Source organism: Ruegeria sp. AF8, from assembly GCF_056541825.1.
Window position 1 is genome coordinate 904,619 of the sequence record NZ_JBQFYW010000001.1, and the last position, 17,988, is coordinate 922,606.

Annotated in this window: 21 protein-coding genes and 1 other RNA gene; 8 read left to right on the forward strand and 14 right to left on the reverse strand. The window is 57.5% G+C overall.

Annotated features, from left to right (window positions below; genetic code table 11):
• The first annotated feature begins 105 nt into the window (after positions 1-105).
• The 4 genes from ACR0AO_RS04590 (at position 106) to ACR0AO_RS04605 (ending at position 4,459) form a co-directional block, all read left to right on the forward strand.
• The gene (locus ACR0AO_RS04590) at positions 106-858 is read left to right on the forward strand and encodes a cytochrome c biogenesis CcdA family protein (protein ID WP_480600381.1); all 753 of its coding nucleotides are present in this window, start codon (positions 106-108) and stop codon (positions 856-858) included.
• Positions 859-945: 87 nt separating this feature from the next.
• The gene (locus ACR0AO_RS04595) at positions 946-2,160 is read left to right on the forward strand and encodes a hypothetical protein (protein ID WP_480600383.1); all 1,215 of its coding nucleotides are present in this window, start codon (positions 946-948) and stop codon (positions 2,158-2,160) included.
• On the forward strand, positions 2,157-3,506 hold the full coding sequence (locus tag ACR0AO_RS04600) for a cytochrome P450 (protein WP_480600385.1): 1,350 nt from the start codon (positions 2,157-2,159) through the stop codon (positions 3,504-3,506). The genes ACR0AO_RS04595 and ACR0AO_RS04600 overlap by 4 nt, the downstream gene beginning before the upstream one ends.
• Before the next feature lie 71 nt (positions 3,507-3,577).
• Entirely contained in the window at positions 3,578-4,459 is an 882-nt protein-coding gene (locus ACR0AO_RS04605) for a fructose bisphosphate aldolase (RefSeq protein WP_480600388.1), read from the forward strand.
• Between the two features lie 29 nt (positions 4,460-4,488).
• On the opposite strand, the gene ACR0AO_RS04610 is transcribed toward ACR0AO_RS04605, so the two are convergent.
• The 6 genes from ACR0AO_RS04610 to fumC all read right to left on the reverse strand — a co-directional run bounded on the left by ACR0AO_RS04610 (position 4,489) and on the right by fumC (position 8,504).
• Complete coding sequence (locus ACR0AO_RS04610; protein ID WP_480600391.1) at positions 4,489-5,097, reverse strand: DNA-3-methyladenine glycosylase I; 609 nt, start codon at positions 5,095-5,097, stop codon at positions 4,489-4,491.
• A complete protein-coding gene (locus ACR0AO_RS04615; RefSeq protein WP_480600394.1) occupies positions 5,094-5,393 on the reverse strand; it encodes a YciI family protein in 300 nt (99 codons plus the stop codon). The genes ACR0AO_RS04610 and ACR0AO_RS04615 overlap by 4 nt, the downstream gene beginning before the upstream one ends.
• A gap of 65 nt (positions 5,394-5,458) precedes the next feature.
• Positions 5,459-5,689, reverse strand: a complete 231-nt coding sequence (locus tag ACR0AO_RS04620; RefSeq protein ID WP_480600396.1) for a ribbon-helix-helix domain-containing protein — start codon at positions 5,687-5,689, stop codon at positions 5,459-5,461.
• Positions 5,686-5,862 carry a DUF4169 family protein gene (locus ACR0AO_RS04625; RefSeq protein WP_480600397.1) on the reverse strand — a complete coding sequence of 59 codons (177 nt, stop codon included), beginning with the start codon at positions 5,860-5,862 and terminating at the stop codon, positions 5,686-5,688. The genes ACR0AO_RS04620 and ACR0AO_RS04625 overlap by 4 nt, the downstream gene beginning before the upstream one ends.
• Before the next feature lie 34 nt (positions 5,863-5,896).
• Complete coding sequence (locus ACR0AO_RS04630; protein WP_480600399.1) at positions 5,897-6,949, reverse strand: Hint domain-containing protein; 1,053 nt, start codon at positions 6,947-6,949, stop codon at positions 5,897-5,899.
• 160 nt (positions 6,950-7,109) lie between these two features.
• Positions 7,110-8,504, reverse strand: a complete 1,395-nt coding sequence (fumC, locus tag ACR0AO_RS04635; RefSeq protein ID WP_480600401.1) for a class II fumarate hydratase — start codon at positions 8,502-8,504, stop codon at positions 7,110-7,112.
• A 208-nt stretch (positions 8,505-8,712) separates the two neighbouring features.
• Between fumC and ACR0AO_RS04640 the strand changes: the two genes are divergently transcribed.
• The gene (locus ACR0AO_RS04640) at positions 8,713-9,297 is read left to right on the forward strand and encodes a hypothetical protein (protein WP_480600404.1); all 585 of its coding nucleotides are present in this window, start codon (positions 8,713-8,715) and stop codon (positions 9,295-9,297) included.
• A 45-nt stretch (positions 9,298-9,342) separates the two neighbouring features.
• Here ACR0AO_RS04640 and ACR0AO_RS04645 read toward each other — a convergent pair whose 3' ends face one another.
• From ACR0AO_RS04645 to ACR0AO_RS04680, 8 genes are all read right to left on the reverse strand, one after another.
• Positions 9,343-9,813 carry an SspB family protein gene (locus ACR0AO_RS04645; protein ID WP_480600406.1) on the reverse strand — a complete coding sequence of 157 codons (471 nt, stop codon included), beginning with the start codon at positions 9,811-9,813 and terminating at the stop codon, positions 9,343-9,345.
• Between the two features lie 76 nt (positions 9,814-9,889).
• Complete coding sequence (gene chrA / locus ACR0AO_RS04650) at positions 9,890-11,140, reverse strand: chromate efflux transporter (protein WP_480600409.1); 1,251 nt, start codon at positions 11,138-11,140, stop codon at positions 9,890-9,892.
• Positions 11,137-11,952: a chromate resistance protein ChrB domain-containing protein gene (locus ACR0AO_RS04655; RefSeq protein ID WP_480600412.1), complete on the reverse strand. Its 816-nt coding sequence runs from the start codon at positions 11,950-11,952 to the stop codon at positions 11,137-11,139. Before ACR0AO_RS04655 ends, chrA begins: the two co-directional genes overlap by 4 nt.
• A gap of 127 nt (positions 11,953-12,079) precedes the next feature.
• Positions 12,080-12,511: an ester cyclase gene (locus ACR0AO_RS04660; protein WP_480600414.1), complete on the reverse strand. Its 432-nt coding sequence runs from the start codon at positions 12,509-12,511 to the stop codon at positions 12,080-12,082.
• A 99-nt stretch (positions 12,512-12,610) separates the two neighbouring features.
• Positions 12,611-12,959: a transfer-messenger RNA gene (ssrA, locus tag ACR0AO_RS04665) on the reverse strand.
• A gap of 47 nt (positions 12,960-13,006) precedes the next feature.
• Positions 13,007-13,669: a hypothetical protein gene (locus ACR0AO_RS04670; RefSeq protein WP_480600416.1), complete on the reverse strand. Its 663-nt coding sequence runs from the start codon at positions 13,667-13,669 to the stop codon at positions 13,007-13,009.
• On the reverse strand, positions 13,670-15,070 hold the full coding sequence (locus ACR0AO_RS04675; protein WP_480600419.1) for a selenium-binding protein SBP56-related protein: 1,401 nt from the start codon (positions 15,068-15,070) through the stop codon (positions 13,670-13,672).
• A 130-nt stretch (positions 15,071-15,200) separates the two neighbouring features.
• Positions 15,201-15,935 (reverse strand): FadR/GntR family transcriptional regulator, encoded by a 735-nt coding sequence (locus ACR0AO_RS04680; RefSeq protein ID WP_480600421.1) that lies wholly within the window; start codon positions 15,933-15,935, stop codon positions 15,201-15,203.
• Between the two features lie 110 nt (positions 15,936-16,045).
• On the opposite strand from ACR0AO_RS04680, the gene ACR0AO_RS04685 reads away from it, so the two are divergent.
• From ACR0AO_RS04685 to ACR0AO_RS04695, 3 genes are all read left to right on the forward strand, one after another.
• Positions 16,046-16,783, forward strand: coding sequence for a DUF2182 domain-containing protein (locus ACR0AO_RS04685; protein WP_480600424.1), 738 nt, complete (start codon positions 16,046-16,048; stop codon positions 16,781-16,783).
• A gap of 87 nt (positions 16,784-16,870) precedes the next feature.
• On the forward strand, positions 16,871-17,482 hold the full coding sequence (locus tag ACR0AO_RS04690; protein ID WP_480600867.1) for a DUF1326 domain-containing protein: 612 nt from the start codon (positions 16,871-16,873) through the stop codon (positions 17,480-17,482).
• On the forward strand, positions 17,482-17,988 hold the full coding sequence (locus tag ACR0AO_RS04695; RefSeq protein WP_480600870.1) for a DinB family protein: 507 nt from the start codon (positions 17,482-17,484) through the stop codon (positions 17,986-17,988). The genes ACR0AO_RS04690 and ACR0AO_RS04695 overlap by 1 nt, the downstream gene beginning before the upstream one ends.

Consider the following 17,988-nt stretch of genomic DNA (forward strand, 5'->3'; position numbering starts at 1 on the left):
TGCGCCAGATATTCTTCCATGGTGCTCCTGTCCAGCGGCCAGAGCACGGGGATGTGACCGCATGGCCACGTGACGCGCGCGCAATCATGACATATGTGCAGTTACATGTTCGGAATCGATATCATTGATGCGGGCCTGCTGCCCGCCATGTTCATCGCGATGCTCGGTGGGGTCATCAGCTTTCTGTCACCTTGTGTTCTGCCGATCGTGCCGCCGTATCTGGCCTATATGAGTGGCGTCACGATCAACGAAATGCGGGATCAGACGCAGGCACGGCGCAAGGCCACCCTGGCGGCATTGTTTTTCGTCTTGGGCTTGTCCACCGTCTTTCTGCTGCTGGGTTTCACTGCATCGGTGTTCGGTGCGTTTGTTCTGTCGAATCAGGAGCTTTTCGCCAAGCTTTCGGGGGCCGTGGTCATTGTGTTCGGGCTCCATTTTCTGAACGTGTTCCGCATTCCTCTGCTTGATCGTGAGGCCCGCATGGAAACCGGCGACTCGGGGGGGTCGGTCTTTGGCGCCTATATCCTTGGGCTTGCCTTTGCTTTTGGTTGGACGCCCTGTATCGGACCGCAACTCGGGGCGATTCTTTCGCTGGCCGCGTCCGAGGCGTCGGTGGCGCGCGGAACCCTGTTGCTGGGGATCTATGCGGCGGGGCTTGGGATACCGTTTCTGGCGGCAGCCATGTTCCTCAACCGTTCGATGTCGGTCATGAACCGGATCAAACCCTATATGGGAACAATCGAAAAGGTGATGGGCGGGTTGCTGCTGTTTGTTGGGATCATGCTGATCACTGGTCTGTTTACGGCCTTCAGCTGGTGGTTGCTGGAGACTTTCCCGGGTCTTGCGACACTGGGCTGACCCACATCTGCTGATCTGAAACGTTCCCGGAGCGGGGCCTTACGCTTACCTCAAAGCTGCTATAGTTTGCGCCAAGAGGTCGAGGTCATGAGCAGTCAATCGTTGCAGGGGCAGGTAAGGCGGCGCCGGGTGTTTTACATTCCCGGCTACGACCCCATGCACGCACGCAGGTATAGGGAGTTATACCGCAAGGAAGGTGCCGAACAGGCGCGTATTTCGGGTTACGATATTGTTCTCAGACCGAAATCCGGCGGCGGGCGCTATGGCTGGAATGTGACATCGACACAGGATGGCGGCCAGGTGGATACCGAGTTCGATGTACTGGTCTGGTCCGATATCGTGCGCGACAGCATGTCGGGAACCATCGCCCGAACCTGTGTACAAACGCTGGGCATGGCCTGGATATATGTATCGACGGGCACGTTGCGCCGTATGATGCGGCTGCGCAAGGGGCCGGTGATCGCGGCGCTCTATCCGGTGGGAATGCTGGTTTTGCAATTGATGCTTGCCCTGATGCTGGGTCTGGCAGTCGCTTTAGCGTCGCTGCCATATCTGGGGTGGATTGGCCTTGTAGGAGCGTTGGTTGTCGCCATTGGAGTTTTGCGCTGGTTTCGGAAACTCGACAACAGACTGCTGGTCTACTACCTGTTGCACAACTACATTTATTCCTCACGGTTGCGGGGAAGGGTCCCTCCGGAACTCAAGGCGCGAATTGCCGAATTCACTGCGCTGATCGGTGACGCCATGCGCAGCGAGGTGGAAGAGGTTCTGGTTGTCGGCCACAGTTCGGGCGCTCATATCGGCGTGTCGGTACTGGCGGATCTGATCCGGTCCGGAACCGTTTCCGGCGATGGTCCCGCGCTGAGTTTTCTGACATTGGGGCAGGTGATGCCGATGGTCTCTTTTCTGCCCGAAGCGCAAAGCCTGCGAGCGGACCTGCACCTTCTTGGCACATGCGATATAATCACCTGGGTCGATGTCACTGCACCTGGTGATGGATGCGCCTTTGCCTTGTGCGATCCGGTTTCGGTGAGCGGCGTTGCGGCAGACGACAAGCGCTGGCCACTCGTGTTATCCGCTGCGTTCACGCAAACCCTGTCGCCCGAACGGTGGAAGGTATTGCGCAGGCGTTTCTTTCGAGTGCACTTCCAGTATCTGTGCGCCTTTGATCGCCCGCGCGACTACGATTATTTCCGTATCACGGCCGGGCCGAAAACTCTGGCCGAACGGTTTGCGGGGCGCAAACCTTCGAAGTCGCGGATCGACAAACCGGTGTCCAAATACACATCGGTGGCCGCATGATCCCGCCCAAACCCGCGTCGCGACCCGACAAAATATCGCTGTGGCGATACCTGAAAATGTTTCGCCAGGATTTGCTTTCGGCCCAACCGCAGCGATTGTATCGCGCCTGGATGGCCGAGTTCCGAACTCCTTTTTTCCGGTCTTTTCTGATCAATCAGCCCGATCTGATTGACGAGGTTTTAAAGCAGCGTCCCGATGATTTCCCCAAATCGAAACGTATTCGCGAGGGGTTGCTTCCGCTATTGGGCAATTCGGTGTTTCTGACCAATGGCGAAACCTGGAAACGGCAGCGCCGGATCATCGATCCGGCCTTCGAAGGTGGCAGGCTGCGCGATACGTTTCCGGCGATGCTGTCTGCATCCAAAGCCTGCGCCGACCGATTGAAAAGTCGCGTCGGTCAGTGCGCCGAGTTCGAAGAGATCACCAGTCACGCGGCGGCGGACGTGATTTTTCGGACGCTGTTTTCGATTCCCATCGATCACGACATCGCCGCGCAGATATTCGACCGGTTCCGCGCCTATCAGCGGGCGCAGCCGCTGTTGAATCTTGGGGCTTTCGTGCCGTTGCTGCGATGGCTCCCGCGGTTTCATTCACACCAGACCCAAGAAAACGCCGCGGCGGTGCGGAAACTGATCGAACGCCTCACTATCCAACGTATGGCCGAGATCGAGGCGGGCACGGCGCCGGACGATCTGGCCACCAAGATCATGACAACCGCCGATCCGGTGACGGGTGAGCGTTTCAGTATGGAAGAGATGGTCGATCAGGTGGCGATCTTTTTCCTTGCCGGGCACGAGACGAGCGCTTCCGCGCTGGCCTGGACGCTGTATCTGATGGCGCTGTTTCCGGATTGGCAAAACAAGGTGGCCGCCGAGGCTGCGGCCTTGGACGATGACAGCTTTGCGGTGATGTCCCGGCTCAGGCTCAGCCGAGACGTGTTCCGCGAAGCGTTGCGGCTTTACCCTCCGGTTCCGATGATGGTGCGGGAATCGACCTGTCCGGAACGGTTTCGCGACAGGGCTGTGCCCAAAGGTGCCCAGATCGTTCTCAGCCCGTGGCATCTGCACCGCCATGAACGGTTGTGGGACAGGCCGGATGACTTCGATCCGTTGCGGTGGCAGACCGGGAATGGCCGGACGTGCCAGCGTGACGCATATATGCCGTTCTCGGCTGGGCCGCGCGTCTGCACGGGGGCCGGGTTTGCGATGGTCGAAGGCCCGCTGATCCTGTCGACGCTGTTGCGCCATTTCCGGTTCGAACGGGTCGAGGGGCGCGATCCGGTTCCGGTTGCCCATCTGACGGTAAGGGCGCGGGACGGTATCTGGTTGCGCGTCCTTGAGCGCTAACAAACTACCATCCGTCAAAGCCTTGCTGTATGCGAAAGTCCAAGAGGAATCAGATTGAACGGGAAAGTGTTATGTCCAAGGCAGATCAGCGCGAACAGATGACCAACGGAGCGGGATTTATCGCGGCTCTGGATCAAAGCGGCGGTTCGACCCCCAAGGCGCTGGCGCTGTATGGCGTGGATGCAGCGCAATATGGATCGGAAGAAGAGATGTTCGACGAGATCCAGAAAATGCGGGCACGGATCATTCTGGCCGACGGGTTTACCCGGGACAAGGTGATCGGCGCTATCCTGTTCGAACGGACGCTGGGTGAAGAAATCGACGGCAAGGGAGTTGCCGACTATCTTTGGCAGGAAAAAGGTATCGTTCCCTTCCTCAAGATCGACAAGGGCCTGACCGATCAGGAAAACGGCGTGCAGATGATGAAGCCGATTCCGGGTCTTGCCGATACGCTGGCGAAATACCCCAACGTTTTCGGAACCAAAGAGCGTTCGGTGATCCACGAAGCCAATGCCGGCGGGATTGCAGCGGTTGTCGCGCAGCAGTTCGATGTGGCGCGCGAGGTGGTGGCAGCCGGAATGGTCCCGATCGTGGAACCCGAAGTGAACATCCACTCGGAATCCAAGGCTGAGGCCGAGGATATTCTGAAAGCGGAAATCCTGAAGAATCTCGACGCGCTGAACGAAGGTCAGGAGGTAATGCTCAAGCTCACCATCCCGAGCAAGGCGAACCTTTTTGACGAATTGGCCGATCATCCCCGCGTTCTGCGCGTTGTTGCGCTGTCGGGCGGATATTCTACCGAAGAAGCCTGCGACCTGCTGGCCCGGAACGGCAAGATGATTGCCTCTTTCTCTCGCGCGCTGACCGAAGGGCTGTCCAAACAGCAGTCCGATACGGAGTTCAACACCGCAGTCGGCAGCAATATCGACAAAATCTACCGCGCGTCGGTTTAATTGCAAAAGCGCCCCACGGGGCGCTTTTTTCATTCGGGCTTGTCAAATTCACGTCTGAGACGTGCCGCCTTTTCCCGCATTGCGCAGGCCACGGCATGATCATTGACCAACCCCATGGCCTGCATAAACGCAAAAACCGTTGTCGGGCCCACGAACTTCCAACCGCGTTTCTTGAGATCTTTGGACATCGCCACCGATTCCGGCGAGGTCGAAGCTGTTTGAGGCTCGGGCATATCTTCGGGTTTGGCTTCGAACCGCCAGACATAGGCGGCAATCGAGCCTTCGCTTTCCACCAGTTCGCGAGCACGGCGGGCGTTGTTGATGACCGCCTCAATCTTGCCGCGATGGCGGATGATACCCGCGTTGTTCAGCAGTTGATCAACGTCCGCCTCGGTGAACTCCGCAACTTTTTCATAGTCGAAATTGCAAAACGCCGCGCGGAAGTTTTCGCGCTTGGCCAGTATGGTTCGCCAGCTCAGACCGGACTGGAAACTTTCGAGGCAAAGCTTTTCGAAAAGCCGCCGGTCATCCGAAACGGGATAGCCCCACTCGTTATCGTGATACTCGAAAAATTCGGGCGCCGCCTGGCACCAGGCGCAACGCGGTTGCCCGTCGGGGCCTGGAATGGTCTTGGTCATGCGTTCTCCGGAGCCAGAAGAAAGGACAAACGGTCGTTGGCGAGGGACGGGGTCATGTGGAGGATTTCCGGCGTGACAACACCATGCGCGACAAATGGATCTTGGTTCACTCGGGCCTCGATTTCTTCAGGCGATTCCGATCGGGCGAGAATTCCGCCTCCGACGTCGGGGTCGAGCCTGCCACCCAACAAAAAGACACCGTCTTCAAACCCTTTGTCCAGCCACGCCTTATGCGCGGTGAACAGGTCTTTAACGCGGTCGCGATTGGTCGAGAGCCTTAGAAGAATGATATACATGACACGCCTGCAACGAAGCTTCAGCGCCGCATTCTGAAGCAATGTTCTCTTTTTGTCCACAGCGTTCAAAGAGACTGGGATCGTTCACGATACCAGTTGAGCACAAATACACGCATTGCCGAGGCAAGTCCGGTTTTCGCATCGCGCGCAACATCAATCTCGGAGGCCAGAAAGTTGATGGAAAGTTGTTTTTCCCGGGCGATGTCACGAAAAGCTTGCCAGAATTCTTCTTCAAGCGAGACAGATGTTCGGTGTCCCTTCAATGTCAGGGACCGTTTGACAGGTCGCCCGGTCACTTATCCAACTCATGACCATCAAGGTCGCGCTCGGCTTTCAGTGACTGCGCCTTTTCAAGCTGACGTTCAGATTTGGTACGGCCAAATCGTACGGCATTCTCTGCCGCCTGAGTTTTTTTCCTGTCTCTCTTGATGGCTTTGCGCGCCTGTCTCAGATTGACGACATTGCTCATTAGGCTCTCATCCGATCAACGGGCCGGCGGATTTTCACGCCAGAACATGCGCTTCGGTCGTTGTGACCGAGGCATAGCGGTCAGGGTAACAGGAATCTGGCGACAAAAACAGGTCGGGAAAGATCTGTTTCAATTCGTTTTGTGCGTCGTCCGACAATGACCTCAGCACCTGGACACCGGGATTCAGGCTTTCGGTTTCCACCCCATTGGAGAATACGATCTCGTGCTGATCGAAGAGAAGATGGACATATTCAACAGAGCGGGCGTTGTCGTCCACCAGGATCGTTTCGCCGTTGACCATGGCTTTGGCCGGGACCAGCAAGGTGTTTTCTCCAAAGAACAACTCATTCTGTGGCGACCGAGTGACGATGCGGTGCTGCGGGGAGAGGCGCATATCAACTTCGGGTTTGCCCGCCGCAAGAGATCCTGCGCGAAACAAGATCGGGCGCAGCTGTGGTGATCTGGACAACTCGGTCAGCGAGATCTTTCGCCGAAAAATCCATCGCAACGGTTGAAACCCGTTGTCCAATGTTCTGACAAGAGTTCCGGTTTCCAGGTCTCCCGCAGGGCGTGGACCGTCTTTGGTTTCAATCAGGCAATCGGCAGAAAAACAAATGGCGCCTTCGACCTCGTTGAACTCGGGGGCCGTTGTTTGGGTGGTATTGCTTGTTGAGCTGACGGTATAGGTTACGCCGGGCTGCAATGGCGAGGACGGCAAATAGCCGATGAAGTCGCCATCGCCCAAGCGAGAGTCCGGGTCCGAGTCAATTTCGATAACGTACATTGTTATCGTCGAACCGTCGTCGCCTGTCAGTTCGAACTGCTCTTCCGAGTAGACATTGTAATTGGACCCGCCGATGACAGTACCGTCAGCAAAAACGGCGGTACCGAATTGGTTGAGATCGTTGCCGTCCTCGTTGCGGGCATTGTCGCCGTCAAGCGTCGTGTCATCGTCTTCTATAGTCAGGATAGTGTCGTTGCTGCCGTCGTATCCGCTGACCAACGTAACTGTGTCACCAACAGATGGGTTGGCATCGGAAAAGTTCAGGTCCGATGCAAGATATACTTCGAAAACTGTTGTCGCCATAAATGCTGCTCCGCCTTTTTTGGGAACTATGCCAGTTTTGAACGAAGAATCCTACTAAAGTAGGGAGATTTGGTTAAAGTTCTTTCGGACAATGCCTGTTCGGAAGGGGGCGCCGCGTGTTAGCGACCCCTCCGCCGGGGTCGCTTTTGCCGCGAGCGGGTCAGTCTTTCGGGCCGATCATCTGTTCGGGGCGGACCACGGCGTCAAAGGTCGCCTCGTCCACAAAACCCAGTGCGATGGCCTCTTCCTTCAGCGTGGTGCCGTTCTTGTGCGCGGTTTTGGCGACGGTGGTGGCGTTGTCATAGCCGATGGTCGGCGCCAGCGCGGTGACCAGCATCAGCGATTCCTTCATCAGCTTGTCGATGCGCGGCTCGTTGGCCTTGATGCCTTTCAGCATCCGCTCGGTAAAGCTGTCAGTGGCGTCGCCCAGCAACTGAATGGACTGCAGCAGGTTGTAGGACATCATCGGGTTATAGACGTTCAGCTCGAAATGACCCTGCGACCCGGCAAAGGTCATTGCGGCATTGTTGCCCATCACATGGGCAGCGACCTGCGTCAATGCCTCGGCCTGGGTCGGGTTCACCTTGCCGGGCATGATGGACGAGCCGGGCTCGTTCTCGGGCAGGATCAGCTCACCCAGACCCGAGCGGGGACCCGAGCCGAGGAACCGGATATCGTTGGCGATCTTGTAGCAGCTGCCCGCGATGGTCGCCAAAGCGCCCGACAGGAACACCATGGCGTCATGTGCGGCCAGGGCCTCGAACTTGTTGGGCGCGGTGACGAAGGGCAGGCCAGTGATTTCGGCCATATTCGAGGCCACAGCCTCGCCCCAACCTTTCTGGGTATTCAGCCCGGTGCCAACGGCGGTGCCGCCCTGCGCCAGTTCGTAAATCGCCGGCATGGCGGCGTGAACGCGGGCGATGCCCTGACGGATCTGATGTGCGTAGCCGCCGAATTCCTGACCCAGAGTCAGGGGTGTTGCATCTTGTGTATGGGTGCGGCCAATCTTGATGATATCCTTGAATTCATCAGACTTCTGCTCCAGCGCCGAAGCCAGGTTTTCAAGGCCTGGCAGCAGGACGTCGCGCACGCTCATGGCGGTGGCGATATGCATGGCGGTTGGGAAAGTGTCGTTCGAGGACTGACCCATGTTGCAGTGATCGTTCGGATGCACCGGATCTTTCGAGCCGATCACGCCGCCCAGAATTTCAATTGCGCGGTTGGCGATCACCTCGTTGGAGTTCATGTTCGATTGCGTGCCCGAACCGGTCTGCCAAACGACCAGTGGGAAGTTGTCGTCGAATTTTCCCTCGATCACCTCACCGGCGGCCTGAATGATCGCATCGGCGATTCTGGAGTCCAGCTCGCCGGTGGTCTTGTTCTGCATCGCGCAGGCCTTTTTGATCACGCCAAGCGCCCGCACGATGGCCACGGGCTGTTTTTCCCAGCCGATGGGAAAGTTCATGATCGACCGCTGGGTCTGCGCGCCCCAATACTTGTCGGCGGGCACCTCGAGCGGGCCAAAGCTGTCGGATTCGGTGCGGGTCTGAGACATCTGTCACTCCGTCTGGTATGCGGTTGTATGCCGTTTAGCCGCGTTGCGCGCGTGGCGCAATCGGCCAGTTGCGCGCACCTTATGAGCATGACCCCGGCAGGTACAGACATTCGGGCGCCTCAATTTCCCGTGGCTGCGTAAAACTGTGGCATTGTTTGCGTTCGTCGCGGTTGTAGAATGGATTTCGCGAGCCGAGTGGAGAATCCGGATGCCCGATCTGTTTCGAAGTCGTTTGTTTCACGCATTGCGGAATATGGTGATCGGTTTTGTGATCTTGTTTTCAATCGGTTTTGTGATCGTGTTTTCAGCAGGAACCGGCTTTGCGGCTGAGGTTGCGTCATTTGTCGGGACGTATCACGGCTCTGCCAAAATGGTGGAGACCGACGGAACAGAAACGCCCCGGAATATGAGCGTAGCGATTGCAGAGACCAAAGAGGGTTTCAACGTGAGTTGGACCACGACAACCTACAAACCCGATGGAAGGGTCAAAGAACAGGAATACACGGTCGATTTTGTGCCGACGGACCGGATGGATGTCTTTTCCGCCGCCATGCGCCGAAACGTATTCGGGCACGAAGTTCAACTGGACCCGATGAAAGGCGAGCCGTTTGTCTGGGGTCGGATAACCGGGGATACTCTGACGATCTATTCCCTCTTCATTGATGACGCCGGCGGGTACGAGTTGCAGCAATTTGACCGGACGCTGGCCCAAGGCGGGCTTGACCTGTCCTTCACGCGTTTCAGGAACGGAGAGAGATCCCGGTCGGTCGAAACCTTCCTGACGAGACAATAAGGTGCGGTCTCAGCGGGCCGGTTCGGTTTCCTGAGACCACCGGGTCTATTTTCGGAAACTGTCCAGTGACACCACATCAGCATCGTGTTGGGGTTGCGGCGTCTCTTGCGCGTCGTCGAACGCTTCGGTCATGGCGTGCAGTTCTTCGTCGTCACCTTCCTCATCGGCGGTTTCGAAACGCAGGCCGAATTCAACGGATGGATCCACAAATGTCTTTATGGCCGAGTAAGGAATGTAAAGCGGCTCCGGCGTGTCGCCGAAATTCAGCGTGATCGAAAACCCGTCTTCGGTCACGATGAGGTTTTCGAACCAATGCTGCATGACAATTGTCATTTCTTCGGGATACCGGTCGCGCAACCAGTCGGCGAGTTCGACTCCGGAATGGCGCGTGTCAAATGTGATGAAAAAGTGATGCGCGCCCGGAAGCCCGGTCGTGGCGACATCTGCCAGAACGGTTTTGATCAGACCCCGCATCGCAGTGTGCATGAGGTTTCCGTAATCAATGTCTCGCGACATGGTTGTTCCTCGATAAATATTAGTTTCAGCATACGGGATTCGGTTGGAAACAAAAGAGCTTCTAGCCGATTATTAGTCAGAAGAAATGCCAGAAAGCCCCGGTGGCCGCCAATATTGCCAGAGCCGCCTCCATGCGGAGCTTGCTGCGGAACATGAGCAGCCCTGCAAACAGGGTCAACAGCAGGGCTTTGACGTTCAGCAGGCCGGGATCGGGAAAGGGCAGGGATAGCGGCCCAAAGGACTTTGACGGTACAGATCCAAATAGCACGTTGAGTGCAAACCAAACCGACAGGTTCAGTATTACACCAACCACCGCAGCCGATATCGCCGCCAGCGCGGCGTGCAGGCGGGGGCGCGCGGCAATTTGCTCCAAATAGGGTGCTGCAAGGAAAATCCAAAGAAAACAAGGGACGAATGTTGCCCACAAAGCGACCAGACCGGCGGCGATGGCAAGTGTCAAACCCCCCTCGATTTGACCACTGAGCATCGCGACAAACTGAGTGACGAGGATCAGCGGCCCGGGTGTGGTTTCAGCAAGGCCCAGCGCGTCGATCATCTGGTTCGCCGATATCCAGTGGTATTTATCCACCACGGTTTGCGTCATATAGGTCAGAACGGCATAGGCCCCGCCAAAGGTGACGACTGCAAGCCGTGCAAAGAACCATCCCAAATCGCTGAGCAGTTGATGGCCCAGGGCTGTCAGCGCAAAAAGGGGGGAAAGCCAAAGTGTCAGCCAGATGACCGCGGTTTTGATTGGATGGCTCGGCGGCGATTCCAGGATTGGAAGCGACTCCTGTGGCCCGGTCGAAGTCACCAGGCCCCAGATGGCGGCCAGCGCAATGATTGCGGGAAACGGCAGGTTCAGGGCAAAGATCGCAAGGAATGCCAAAGCGGCAATGGCCTTTGCAGCCGGAGCAACGAGCGCCTTGCGGGACAGGTTAATAAGCGCCTGCAGGACAATGACGATGACCGCGGCCTTGATGCCCAGAAATGCGGATTGAACCAGCGGCAGAGTGCCGTAAGCGGCATAGAGACCCGCCAGAATGGCGATGATCATCGCACCGGGCAGCACGAACAGCCCTCCGGCCAGCAACCCGCCAGCCACCCCCTTCAGCCGCCAGCCTGAATAGGTTGCCAGTTGCATGGCTTCGGGTCCGGGCAGGAGCATGCACAGCGACAGGGCGCGCAGGAACGTCTGTTCGTCAAGCCAGGGGCGTTTTTCTACCAGTTCCTGGTGCATCAGCGAAATCTGCGCTGCGGGGCCGCCGAAGGACATGACACCGATCCGGCCAAAAACGCGCGCCAGATCGGCGAGTGTTGGGCTCATTTCTTCCGATCCGCTGGCCAGTCGTGACCTTCATCAAACCCGTCGCGCGCCCAGCGATAGAACGCGTCATACATTTGCATTCCGATCTCAAGCTGTTCGTGATCGTTCCTGTATTGGCGTGACAGCCCCACGGAAAGGGCAAGCAGACCAGCCGCTTCGGGGGCCAGGTCGTGACGGTTGGTGTCCGCCCCCCGCACCACCTGCGCCAAACGATCCAGGGCGTTGTTTCGCAGTCGGAATTCCTCCAGCATCGTGTCAAACGTGCAGTTCTCGCCCCGGTGACTCCAGAATGTGTCTTCGACATCGAACGGGGTTGCGCCGTACCGCTCGGCAACCCCCGCCACTTCACCCGGAGCAACGAAGAGAATCCGGGCCGCAGGATCGACAAAGCGCCGAATGAGCCACGGGCAGGCGATCCGGTCGATCTTTGGTCGGTGTCGTGTGACCCAAAGCGTGCTGCCGCCAATGGCCGCCGGGATGCTGGCGACCGGAATGCGGGGCGCATCGGGGTAGTCGCGCCATGCGTACATGCCGCCTTGCAGATATTCGGCGTGGTAGCCGTCATTTTGCAGCCAGGCCGCAAGCCCCTGGCTGAGCTTCTGGCCTTTCTGGCAGATGATCACACAGGCGCGGTCGCCAATTCGGCGGCAGAGGCCCTCGATATCCGTGTGCGGATGCCTGAACGATCCCGGTATCAGGAAAGGATCTGCCTGAAAGTCTTCGTCGGTCGATGTGTCCACAATGACCGGGCTTGCGGGAGTGCCGATCAGACGCAGAAGCTGAGGAACCGTTATCGTGTTTGGAGCAGCCATGGCATGTGTCCTTTGTCGGTGGAAACATGCGAAACTTGGGCTGGCGCCTCACGGGGCGTTCGCAATTTTGCCCCATGCAACCTTGCTAGCGCCAAATGGCCGGTCCCGTCAACAATCCGGTGGATTGTCAGGCGAAATCCAGACGCTGACCGGTCATGCAAACCGGCAATGTGTCCTGCGGAAATTGACCAAGCTGCTCAAAAAACGAGATGAAATCGAAATGATTGTAGGTTTCGACCATTTTCCCGTTTTGAAACCGCGCCATGACCTGACCCGATACTTCGACCGGTGCCCCGTTATCGGCGCGGGTGGTGTGAACATGCAGGATCGCTGACAACCAATCGCCGTCTTCGATGATTTTCGGCAATTCGACCCGGATATCGCCCAGAATGTATCGAAAGGCGGCAACCAGATCGCGAAAGTCGTCCGCGCCCACCTGCATTTCCGGAATCAAACCGTCCGCGGTCGTGTCTGGCGCGAAAAACTGCGGAATTGCGTCGGTGTTGCCCTGTTCCCAGACCTGCTCGTACCACGCTTTCAGAACATCGGATTTGGTCATCTGGAGTCTCCGTTCTTGCCGGATCACGATGCGCGAAAAGGGTGAACGAATCCTGAATCGTCACAGCAAATTGTGAACAAGTCTGATCTTTTTTGGCAAAATGCAGGTTTCTGTTGCCAGGTACCTGCGGACCCCGCCTTACGCTGCTAGGCGCAAGGGCTTAAGTTTCGGTCTTGCTACTGCTTACGCAGCAACTGCAACCGGAGCACGATTGTCGTTTGCAATTGTACTGTTCGGACCGGTAACGGTGGTACCTCACCGAGACAAAGCAAACCCCTTTAGACGTCCGTCGATCCTGTTTCGGCCCCAGGATCCTCAAACGAAGGATTTTGGTGGAGCCGCCGGGTACCGCCCCCGGGTCCGATCCGCTTATTGCGAGCGCGTTTATGTCCATAGTCCCCGAAAGGACATTTCAGATATAGGTGGAATTCCAACCGATGCAAAGGGGGAAAGGGGACCGGCGCAAAATATGCGGGATGTTCCGAAAGGCGGGTTTCAAATTGCGACCCAAAGGCTGAAAGCGCCAACCGCAAGCAGGCTGAGCGCCCAGACAAGTTCCAGGTCGAACCAGCCGCGCGACAGATACCGCAGACCCAGCCAGCGGTACACAGCCACCGAGAGAACCGCACCGGCAAAGATCATCGCCGCAGTATGAAACACCGCAACCAACAATGTCAGCCCTGCATTCGAAGTCATCAGCGCACCGGCGGCCACATGGCCTGCGTCCTGTTCGTTCAGGTCGCAAAGCCCCAGATAAATTGGCACCAGCATTAACGCCGCCCCATGCGCCAGCGCGACGAGGAAAGACCATAGCATCAATCGGGCAGGGGGAATGCGGGACAGAAATCGCGGGTGGCGCCTGGTGATGACCAGATACAAACCCATCGACATCACCAGCAGAGCAGCGGCGATCTGAATTTCACGCTGCCATTGCACAAGCGCAGTCAGCACCGCAAATGGGGTAAGAATGGCGAGCATTGCAAGAAAATGCCCTGCCGCAAGCGCACCCAAGGCGCGCCACAACGCAAAGGGGCGCTGTTCCATCAACGCTGCCGACACGGCCAGCGGCCAACCCATCCCGGGATTGATGCCATGGTAAAGGCCGCTCAGAAAAACGGCCAGCCACAGGCCGGCCGTTGTTGTTACCAGCTCTTCCACTTAAACCGAAGGATAGCAGAAACTGTCGGTCGAACAGTCGCCGCCCTCCAGCCTGATCTGGTGCGTCCGATAGCCTTCCGGGAATTCGACCCAGAAATTCGGATCCAGCGTCAGGCCGCCATTTTCGCCGACATCTGCCTTGACCATGGCAGAGCCCCGGTCGCCAGGATAGAACTGATCATCCCAGGTGGAATAGAGCGAATTTGTCCAATAGACGCGTTTTCCGTCCCGGCTGATCTCAACCATTTGCGGACCATAGCCAAAGTCCTTGCCGTTGGGATGCTTGGTCTTATTGACGATACCGCCGATTTCGACCTTTCCGGCAAGCACGGGGTTCATCGGGTCGGATACATCATATTGGTGCATCTCGCCTGTGCCCCAACAGGACACATAGAGATACTTGTCATCAAGGCTCAGGTCGATATCCGTGACCAGCGGAGGCACGGCGGAAAATCCTTTCAGCAGCTCTGGCAGGTCGTTCGGGTCCGCCGGTTGCGGATCGATGGTGATCGTCTTTTTAGCCTCGAAGGTGCCGTCCGGGTTGCGCCACCAGGTAAAGATGCAACCTTGCAAATTGGTCGTATCGACCACGACGCCGCAAAAACCGTGCTGTTTGACCGGGTCATGCGCGGGCCGGATCTCCAGCGCCATCTGGTGATTTTCGCCAAGGTCGATCGTCTGGGCATTGGTTCTGCTGCGCAGGTTCCAGAAGTGAAGCCGGTGACCGTATTTGTTGGACAGCAGGTCTTCGGGCACCAGGCCGTTTTCGAACTGCGGTGGCAGCGCCCATTCCGAACTGACCATATAATCGCGCGGTAGGTTCCACCAGAAATCGTACTGCTTGTCCTGTACGCCGCGTTCGATCTCATAGCGCCCGATGATGTCGAATGTCTGGCAGTCGAGAATAAAGATGCCCGGAGGGCCGTCGGTGCCATCGGGACCGCCGCCGCCCAATGTGCTGACATAGATGCCTTCGGGGCCGCAGTGGATGGTGTGAGGGCGGGAATACCCTGTCTTTTCAAAGACCTCTTCGGGTTCGATGATCTTGTGGATTTTCGCGTTCAGCGGTTCCTTTACATCTACGATGTAGATCCGGCTTGACCGTATGCCGGGAATGATCAGATAGCGCCTCTCCAGAAAAGCATGGCCCGTGAGCGGCGACAGAGAGGAAGAGCAGGCATTCCAGCCGAAATGGTGAAACTCGTCTCCTTTCTCCGGCATGATCACGCTGTGAACGATCTTGCCATAGTCATCAGAATTCGGATCAACATTGATGACAGCCAGGCCGTCAGGTTGCGAGAAATCCGGGCTCAGCATCAGGGTAAAGGCCAGGGTTTCGGCCGGGGCTTCCATCGCGATTTTGGCGGACGGATAAAAGGTCGGGTCCGGTCTTAGGTTCATAACTTCCTCCCGTAAATCATTGATACTCATTGTTTTTAGGGGAAACCGGTCTTTTTGCCGGGCGTCAGACTGCCTGACCAAGTGTCGGATTGAGACACATGGCGCGTCAAGACTGTAGTTCTTTTTTTATCTAGCCGGATTGATTTCGGCGCCGCTCGGCGACATCCCGGGCCAGTTGCCGGGTGTAGGATTCCAGTTCCGCCAAAGTCAGATCCGCCGCCTGAGCGTCGCGGGCATCAAGCGCGTCGACGATACGGGTGTGCAATGCAATGATTGCTTCGCGCGATCGGGCCGTGAAAGTGATCATGTTCATAAGCGGTTGCATCGCCTCGACGGCCCCGGCCAGCTGATAGGACAGCACTGGATTTGCGGCGCCATCCACAAGCGCCCTGTGAAACGCCACATCCGAGGCACAAAACGCCTCGTCGGTCAGGCCCGGTTGGGACTGACGGAAAATCTCGGCCCGCATGGTTGCCAGTTGGTCGGGTGTGCGCCGCGCGGCCGACAGCGGCGCGCAGGCCCGCTCCAGTGCATAGCGGGCTTCGCATGCAGTGTCGAAGCTGACGGCGTTCATCGACAGCAGAAGGGTCGAAGTGGTAATCTGTTGGGAATACGCGTCTTCAAAGTTCAGCCGATTCACGAATGCGCCGCCGGTTGCGCCGCGCTGGGTGCGGATGAGGGACTGGGCCGCAAGACGTTTCAGGGCCTCGCGCACCGTCGGGCGGGATACTTGAAACTGATCGGCAAGTTCCGCCTCGGATGGCAGGCGGGCATCGACAATTAGTTCACCGGAAACGATGGCATCTTTGATGGCCTGAGCGATCTGGGCAGACAGATCGGCGGGGTTTTGTGGATCAATTTTCATGAGCGCGTCGTTTTTTATTTGTCTGACATTTAAAAGTCTGACATTTGAAAAGCAAGAACTGAGTCGGGAGTGAGGAGAGGAGAGCCGTGCTGTCGAGTCGCATTCGAGCCATGTCTGCGCCTCACTGGTTGGGGTTGTTTACGGGAATCGCCGTTGCGTGGGCATTGCTTTATCTCATGTCGGTCCCCCCTGAATTGCGGCAATTCGGCTCTGTCTATGGTGCCGATTTCTGGACCAGCTTGTGTGTCATCACCCCCGACGTGGCCGGGTTTGCCCGGATAGCCGGCATGTGGGTTCTGATGTCTGCTGCGATGATGGCACCGACTGCTCTGCCGGCTCTGGCCACGTATGAAGAGCTTGGCCAAACAGGTGCGCCGGTTCGCATGTCGCGGTTGTTCGGCGGCTACCTTTTCGTATGGGTCGGATTTTCCGGTGTGGCGGCTTTGCTTCAATTTGGGCTGTATAGGGCCGGATTGCTTGATCCGTTAGGGCAAAGCAGCACCCGGTGGCTGTCTGCCGGTCTGCTGGCCGCGGCGGGGTTCTATCAGTTTTCGCCGGTCAAGGATGCCTGCCTGGATAAGTGCCGCTCTCCCCTGATGTTTTTCATGACGCACTGGGACGAAGGCCCCTGGCGCAACGGCATCAGGTTGGGGCTGGTCTGTCTGGGCTGCTGCTGGGCCTTGATGCTTTTGGCTTTTGTCGGCGGGACCATGAACCTTGCCTTTATGGGGCTCGCGACCGCCATAATGGTTTTCGAAAAACTGCCCGATCTCGGGCGTTGGGTAACCCGGCCACTTGGCCTGCTGTTGTTGGCAGCTGCCGCTGTGATCGGAACCGGAATGATCTGAGGAGGATGAGAAATGGCAAACGACCGTCTGGAAGTGGCCGAAAAGATCGACAGCCGCCACCCTGCGGCAGAGCGTAAGGATCCCGGCATGACACCTTGGGCAATCAAGGGCGAGTTGGTTCTGAACTGCAATTGTACCGTGTTCTGCCCGTGCGTTGTGTCGCTGGGCAAACACCCTCCGACCGAGGGTCATTGCCAGACCTGGGGCGGTGTGCGGATCGACAGCGGCCACTACGGTGACGAGGATTTGTCAGGCCTCAATATCGGTCTGCTGATCGAGATTCCCGGCATGATGTCGCGTGGCAACTGGAAGGCGGCCGTATTCATTGATGACCGCGCCAGCCATGCGGCTTTTGAGGGGCTGGTCAAGATTTTTTCGGGTCAGGCGAGGGGCACGACGGGGCTGTTCTCGGTGCTGGTCGGTGAGTTTCTTGGGGCCGAACGTCAGCCGGTCACTTACGTCAATGACGGCAAGAACCGCCACATCACCGTGGGCCGGAAAATTCAGGGCACCGTGTTCCCTGTTCAGGGCAAGGATAAGGACACGGATATCGTGATCTCGAACACCGAATACTGGATGGGTCCCGACATCACGGTTGCCACGGCCTCGAAAGGCAAGGTGCGCGCCTTCGGCCGGGTCTGGGATTTCGATGGCCGGTCCGCTGAAATTTGCCAGATCGACTGGCATGGTCCAAAGTGATGATCTCCGCCGAATACGCACGCGAGATGGCGCTCTATAATCGATGGCAAAACAGTCAGTTGGCGGGTTTTCTTGCATCAATTCCCAATGAGGAGTTGGCATATGACAGAGGGGCCTTTTTTGGTTCGATCCTGGGGACAGCGAACCATTTGCTTTGGGGGGACTGGATCTGGATTTCACGGTTTGATGGCGGTTCTGCGCCGGATTGTGGCATTCCGGGAAGTGTTCGCATTTGCGAGGATATCGAAGCATGGTTGCCCCTGCGTCGTCAGATGGATGCGCGGATCGGAGATTGGGCCGAGAAACTGGAGGATGGGGCGCTTGAGGGGGACTTTTCGTGGGTGTCTTCCGCGTTGGGGAAGGAAGTCACCCGGCCTTATGCGCAATGCGTGATCCACTTCTTCAATCACCAGACTCATCACAGGGGGCAGATACATCAGATGCTGACGGAAACCGGATCGAAGGCTCCGGTCAGCGATCTCGTGTTCTTGCCGGCAGAGTTCTGA

Coding starts and splice junctions, on each gene's coding strand:
- ACR0AO_RS04660 (WP_480600414.1), bottom strand. CDS start 12,511: ATGACCAAATCCGATGTTCTGAAAGCGTGGTACGAGCAGGTCTGGGAA.
- ACR0AO_RS04630 (WP_480600399.1), bottom strand. CDS start 6,949: ATGGCGACAACAGTTTTCGAAGTATATCTTGCATCGGACCTGAACTTT.
- ACR0AO_RS04685 (WP_480600424.1), top strand. CDS start 16,046: ATGTCTGCGCCTCACTGGTTGGGGTTGTTTACGGGAATCGCCGTTGCG.
- ACR0AO_RS04605 (WP_480600388.1), top strand. CDS start 3,578: ATGTCCAAGGCAGATCAGCGCGAACAGATGACCAACGGAGCGGGATTT.
- ACR0AO_RS04590 (WP_480600381.1), top strand. CDS start 106: ATGTTCGGAATCGATATCATTGATGCGGGCCTGCTGCCCGCCATGTTC.
- ACR0AO_RS04610 (WP_480600391.1), bottom strand. CDS start 5,097: ATGACCAAGACCATTCCAGGCCCCGACGGGCAACCGCGTTGCGCCTGG.
- ACR0AO_RS04655 (WP_480600412.1), bottom strand. CDS start 11,952: ATGGCTGCTCCAAACACGATAACGGTTCCTCAGCTTCTGCGTCTGATC.
- ACR0AO_RS04640 (WP_480600404.1), top strand. CDS start 8,713: ATGCCCGATCTGTTTCGAAGTCGTTTGTTTCACGCATTGCGGAATATG.
- fumC (WP_480600401.1), bottom strand. CDS start 8,504: ATGTCTCAGACCCGCACCGAATCCGACAGCTTTGGCCCGCTCGAGGTG.
- ACR0AO_RS04645 (WP_480600406.1), bottom strand. CDS start 9,813: ATGTCGCGAGACATTGATTACGGAAACCTCATGCACACTGCGATGCGG.
- ACR0AO_RS04690 (WP_480600867.1), top strand. CDS start 16,871: ATGACACCTTGGGCAATCAAGGGCGAGTTGGTTCTGAACTGCAATTGT.
- ACR0AO_RS04695 (WP_480600870.1), top strand. CDS start 17,482: ATGATCTCCGCCGAATACGCACGCGAGATGGCGCTCTATAATCGATGG.
- chrA (WP_480600409.1), bottom strand. CDS start 11,140: ATGAGCCCAACACTCGCCGATCTGGCGCGCGTTTTTGGCCGGATCGGT.
- ACR0AO_RS04680 (WP_480600421.1), bottom strand. CDS start 15,935: ATGAAAATTGATCCACAAAACCCCGCCGATCTGTCTGCCCAGATCGCT.
- ACR0AO_RS04615 (WP_480600394.1), bottom strand. CDS start 5,393: ATGTATATCATTCTTCTAAGGCTCTCGACCAATCGCGACCGCGTTAAA.
- ACR0AO_RS04625 (WP_480600397.1), bottom strand. CDS start 5,862: ATGAGCAATGTCGTCAATCTGAGACAGGCGCGCAAAGCCATCAAGAGA.
- ACR0AO_RS04595 (WP_480600383.1), top strand. CDS start 946: ATGAGCAGTCAATCGTTGCAGGGGCAGGTAAGGCGGCGCCGGGTGTTT.
- ACR0AO_RS04675 (WP_480600419.1), bottom strand. CDS start 15,070: ATGAACCTAAGACCGGACCCGACCTTTTATCCGTCCGCCAAAATCGCG.
- ACR0AO_RS04600 (WP_480600385.1), top strand. CDS start 2,157: ATGATCCCGCCCAAACCCGCGTCGCGACCCGACAAAATATCGCTGTGG.